The sequence below is a fragment of the Streptococcus parasanguinis genome (assembly GCF_001578955.1).
Taxonomy (GTDB): Bacteria; Bacillota; Bacilli; order Lactobacillales; family Streptococcaceae; genus Streptococcus; species Streptococcus parasanguinis_U.
Genome location: NZ_KQ969689.1, coordinates 165,691 through 171,375, shown reverse-complemented (window position 1 = coordinate 171,375; position 5,685 = coordinate 165,691). Strand labels below are relative to the sequence as shown.

Annotated in this window: 4 protein-coding genes; 2 read left to right on the top strand and 2 right to left on the bottom strand. The window is 41.5% G+C overall.

Annotated features, from left to right (window positions below; genetic code table 11):
- Positions 1 to 28: 28 nt before the first annotated feature.
- Both scrK and SPADD19_RS00775 read right to left on the bottom strand, forming a co-directional pair.
- The gene (gene scrK, locus SPADD19_RS00780) at positions 29 to 928 is read right to left on the bottom strand and encodes a fructokinase ScrK (RefSeq protein ID WP_049474068.1); all 900 of its coding nucleotides are present in this window, start codon (positions 926 to 928) and stop codon (positions 29 to 31) included.
- Between the two features lie 160 nt (positions 929 to 1,088).
- Complete coding sequence (locus SPADD19_RS00775) at positions 1,089 to 2,981, bottom strand: sucrose-specific PTS transporter subunit IIBC (RefSeq protein ID WP_061454952.1); 1,893 nt, start codon at positions 2,979 to 2,981, stop codon at positions 1,089 to 1,091.
- A 380-nt stretch (positions 2,982 to 3,361) separates the two neighbouring features.
- Here SPADD19_RS00775 and SPADD19_RS00770 point away from each other — a divergent pair, with 380 nt between their 5' ends.
- Positions 3,362 to 4,816 (top strand): sucrose-6-phosphate hydrolase, encoded by a 1,455-nt coding sequence (locus tag SPADD19_RS00770; RefSeq protein WP_061454951.1) that lies wholly within the window; start codon positions 3,362 to 3,364, stop codon positions 4,814 to 4,816.
- Positions 4,797 to 5,685, top strand: an 889-nt coding sequence (locus SPADD19_RS00765) for a LacI family DNA-binding transcriptional regulator (RefSeq protein WP_061454950.1), incomplete at its 3' end; no start/stop codon positions are given. The genes SPADD19_RS00770 and SPADD19_RS00765, both read left to right, overlap by 20 nt.

Here is a 5,685-nt window from a genome sequence, read left to right as displayed (position 1 = left end):
TTTCTAACCTCTAAGAGACAATTGCTGCTTATTTTTTAAGCTTTTCGCTCACTTGTTTTGCAAGAACAAAGTTCCCCAAGGTCGCTGAACCATTGCCAGCAACTGCAGGTGTCACAATATAATCTCTCACATCTGGTACAGGGAGGTAACCGTTCAAGAGGGCAGTAAATTTCGTGCGAACACGATCTAACATATGTTGTTGAGCCATGACTCCTCCTCCAAAGACAATGACGTCTGGGCGGAAGGTAACCGTCGCATTCACTGCTGCTTGTGCGATGTAGTAAGCTTGAATATCCCATACATTGCTGTTGAGTTCAATGTTTTCCCCACGAATTCCTGTACGAGCTTCGAGACTTGGCCCAGCCGCAAAGCCTTCCAAACAGCCATTGTGGAAAGGACAAACACCCTTGAATTCTTTTTCTACATCCATTGGGTGTTGGGCAACATAGTAGTGTCCCATTTCTGGGTGTCCAGCACCCCCGATAAACTCACCACGTTGGATGACACCAGCACCGATCCCTGTTCCGATGGTATAGTAAACCAAGTTTTCGATGTGGCCACCCGCATTATTGCGTGCCACCACTTCTCCATAGGCAGAGCTATTCACATCTGTCGTGAAATAGATGGGTACATTTAAAGCACGACGGAAGGCCCCAACGATATCTACATTGGCCCAATTTGGTTTTGGAGTCGTTGTGATGAAACCATAAGTGTTTGAATTTGGATCGATATCAATTGGTCCAAATGATCCAATCGCAAGCCCAACTAAATCCTCAAATTTTGAGAAAAATTCAATACACTTATCAATAGTCTCAATTGGCTTGGTTGTTGGAAATTGTACTTTTTCCACAACATTATAGTTTTCATCACCAACTGCACAAACAAATTTTGTACCGCCAGCTTCCAAACTTCCATATAATTTTGTCATGTTGGCTCCTTTTTTATTATGAAAAAATATCCTGTATTTATTATAGCATATTTTATCGTCAATCTTTTTCTCTTCTCTAAAGAAAAAACACACTTTTTTTGAGAAATAAAATTCAAGGACTGGAGATGATAGACCAGTCCTTGAGAACTTATTGTTTCGATTAAGCTTTGACTTCGATGATCGCATCACCCTTCGCAACAGATCCAGTTGCAACAGGTGTGACAGAAGCAAAGTCAGCTGTGTTAGTGACGATCACCATAGTTGTGTCTTCAAGACCAGCTGCGGCAATTTTCGCTGCATCAAATGTACCAAGGACATCACCAGCTTTCACTTTATCACCTTGAGCTACTTTTTGATCAAATCCTTCACCATTCATTGATACTGTATCAATACCAACGTGGATCAAGATTTCAGCACCATTAGCTGTTTTCAAACCGTAAGCATGACCAGTTGCAAAAGCAATGGTTACTTCAGCATCTGCTGGTGCATAGACAACGCCTTCAGTTGGTTTGATGGCAATTCCTTGTCCCATCGCTCCACTTGAGAAGACAGGATCATTCACATCAGCAAGTGCTACAGCACTACCAACGATAGGTGAGATGATCGTTTCATCTTGAAGAGATGCAGGAACATTTCCAGTTGTTTCTTCTTCAACCAGACGTTCAGTTGTCGCATTTTCAGAAGCAACCACAGGAGCTTCATCTTCATAACCAAACATGTAAGTCAATGCAAATCCAAGCGCAAATGAAACTGCTACCATAAGCAAATATTGAGCAAGTTGACCATTACCAATATAAAGCATTGTACCAGGAATGATAGTGATACCATTACCTGTTCCAGCAAGTCCAAGGAGAGATGCCAATCCACCACCGATTGCACCTGCGATCAATGAAAGGAAGAATGGTTTACGGAAACGCAAGTTAACCCCGAAGATAGCAGGCTCAGTGATACCGAGGAAGGCAGAAAGTGCTGCTGGGAAAGCTAAAGCTTTCAATTTTGCATTTTTAGTTTTCACAGCTACTGCAACTGTCGCAGCACCTTGGGCTGTCATTGCTGCAGTAATGATCGCATTAAACGGATTAGCATGATCGGCTGCTAACAATTGAACTTCAAGCAAGTTAAAGATATGGTGGACACCAGATACGACAATCAATTGGTGAACTCCACCAATGAGCAATCCACCAAGACCAAATGGCAAGTTAAGAATTGCTTTTGTACCAATTAAGATATACGTTTCAACTACGTGGAAAACTGGCCCAATAACGAATAATCCAAGAATTGACATCACGAAGAGTGTCACGAATGGAGTAACCAAAAGATCTAATACATCCGGAACAACTTTTCGAAGTGATTTTTCAAATTTTGCACCAAGAACCCCGATAATAAAGGCTGGAAGAACAGCCCCTTGCAAACCTACAACCGGAACGAAGCCAAAGAATTTCATGGCAGTCACTTCACCACCACTAGCAACAGCCCAAGCATTTGGAAGTGAACCTGAAACAAGCATCATACCAAGTACAATACCCACTGCCGGATTTCCACCAAATACACGGAAAGTTGACCAAACAACAAGACCTGGCAAGATAATAAAGGCTGTATCTGTTAAGATTTGGGTGTAAGTTGTGATATCTTCTGGTAGAGTCACACCAAGGGCATTCACTAAACCACGAACACCCATGAAAAGACCAGTCGCTACAATAACTGGAATAATTGGTACAAAGACATCACCGAAAGTACGGATCGCGCGTTGGAACCAATTTCCTTGTTTAGCTGCTTCAGCTTTCATCTCAGCCTTAGTTGAGGTTGGTAAGCCAAGAGCTACTACTTCATCGTAGATCTTGTTTACAGTACCAGTACCAAAGATGATTTGGTATTGACCTGAGTTAAAGAAAGCACCTTGTACTTTTTCGATATTCTCAACAACATCTTTGTTGATTTTTGATTCATCTTTTACCATCACGCGAAGACGAGTCGCACAGTGAGCAACACTGCTAACGTTCTCAACCCCACCGATTGCATCGATGACCTGCTTTGCAATTTCTGTATTTGACATTTTGCAAAAATCTCCTTGTTTTTTTGTAATGTAAACGGTTAAACCGTTTCTACGTTTTCAATTGTACCACGTATTGAAAATATGTCAACCGTTTTGCAGGATTTTTTTGAAACTTTTTAAACTATTTTGACAGTTTTTGATAGAATGTAAGAATTTTCATTTGCACAATCGCTTTAATAACGCTGTCAAAGGGTGATTTCTAGCTTTTTTTGTTTTCAAAAACTTTCATATTTTCATTCATTTTCATTTTCAAACCTCTTTAAAACACCTTCTCGTAGATGTCAAGCGTTTGACATTTTTGGCTGTTTTTTCCATTTATCACTTGCATTTTTAATGGGAAATCTGTACTATGGAAGTAAGAAAAAATTCGGAGGAATAAAATGGAATGGACAACTGAACGTCGTTACCGACGTTACGAAGACTGGACAAGGGAGGAAAAGCAAGCCATTCAAGATCATATGGCGAATTCTCCTTGGCATACACACTATCATGTTGAGCCAAAAGCTGGTCTCTTAAATGATCCTAACGGTTTTTCCTACTTTGATGGAAAATGGATCTTGTTTTACCAAAATTTCCCATTTGGTGCCGCCCATGGGTTAAAATCATGGGTACAAACAGAAAGTGAAGACTTGGTTCATTTCAAAGAAACTGGGGTAACGCTTCTTCCAGACACAGATCTGGATAGCCACGGAGCTTATTCTGGTTCTGCTATGCAGTTTGATGACAAACTTTTCTTATTCTATACTGGAAATGTTCGTGATGCTGAATGGGTCCGTCATCCCTACCAAGTCGGTGCTTTAATGGACAAAGAAGGAAAGATTGAAAAAATTGACAAAATCTTGATTGATCAACCGGCTGACTCCACTGATCACTTCCGCGACCCACAGATTTTTAACTTTAAAGGCCAATACTACGCCATCGTTGGCGGGCAAGACCTTGAGAAGAAAGGATTCATCCGTCTTTACAAGGCTGTAGATAATGACTATACCAACTGGGTTGCAGTCGGTGATTTGGATTTTGCAAACGATCGGACAGCTTATATGATGGAATGTCCCAACCTAGTCTTTGTTGGAGACCAACCCGTTCTCCTCTACTGTCCTCAAGGATTGGACAAATCGGTCCTCGATTATGACAATATCTATCCAAATATGTACAAAATCGGGGCAAGCTTTGACCCAGAAAAGGCCAAAATGGTCGATGTATCTGAATTACATAATCTTGACTACGGTTTTGAAGCCTATGCCACTCAAGGATTCAATGCACCTGATGGGCGTGCCTATGCTGTTAGCTGGTTAGGTCTTCCTGACGTTTCTTATCCAACCGATTCCTATGACTACCAAGGTGCTCTTTCGCTGGTCAAAGAATTAACCATCAAAGATGGCAAGCTCTACCAATACCCAGTTGAAGCAATCAAGGACTTGCGCGCTGAGAGTGAGGAATTTGCCAACAAGGCACAAACCAAGAACTGCTATGAATTGGAATTGCAGTTTGAAAAAGATAGCCTGAACGAAATCGTCCTCTTTGCAGATGCAGAAGGAAAGGGCTTAGTTCTCACATTTGATCTAGCGAAAGGATTGGTCACAGTGGATCGTAGCCAGGCAGGCGAGCAATATGCCCAAGACTTCGGTACGAGCCGTAGTTGCACGATCGCTAACCAAGCGACAACTGCTAATATTTTCATTGACAATTCGATTTTTGAAATCTTTATCAATAAAGGAGAAAAAGTATTTTCTGGTCGGGTCTACCCACATGCAGATCAAAATGGAATCTTGATCAAGTCTGGAACCCTTACTGGAACTTACTACGAACTTGATTATGGTCGCAAAGCTAACTGATGTCGCCAAACTTGCTGGCGTCAGCCCTACTACTGTCTCACGGGTGATCAATAACAAAGGGTACCTGTCTGAAAAAACGATCCAAAAAGTCCAAGAAGCCATGAGAGAATTGGGCTATAAACCCAATAATGTCGCACGTAGCTTGCAAGGAAAGTCAGCCAAGTTAGTTGGCCTAATCTTTCCCAACATTAGTCATGTTTTCTACGCTGAATTGATCGATAAACTAGAACACCAACTTTTTAAACATGGCTATAAGACCATCATCTGCAATAGTGAACATAACTCTGAAAAAGAGCGCGAATATATTGAAATGTTGGAAGCGAATCAGGTAGATGGCATCATTTCAGGAAGTCACAACTTAGGAATCGATGATTATAACCGGGTGACCGCTCCCATCATTGCCTTTGACCGCAACCTCTCCCCAGAAATCCCTGTTGTCTCTTCAGATAACTACGCCGGCGGGGTCCTAGCTGCAGAAACCTTAGCTAAAACAGGTTCCCAAAACATCATCATGATCACAGGAAATGATAATTCGAATTCCCCGACAGGTTTGCGTCATGCTGGCTTTGCTTCCGTCCTTCCTGATGCTCCAATCATTAATGTTTCCAGTGATTTTTCTCCTATTCGCAAAGAAATGGAAATCAAACAGATCTTAACCCACCAAAAACCAGATGCTATTTTTGCATCAGATGATTTGACGGCTATCTTGATCATGAAAGTTGCAAAAGAGTTAGAACTCCAGATTCCTCAAGATCTTAAAGTAATCGGCTATGATGGCACTCAATTTATCGAAAATTATACTCCTGAACTGACAACCATCCAACAACCTCTTAAAGATATTGCGATCCTCATGGTTGATCTTTTCCTTC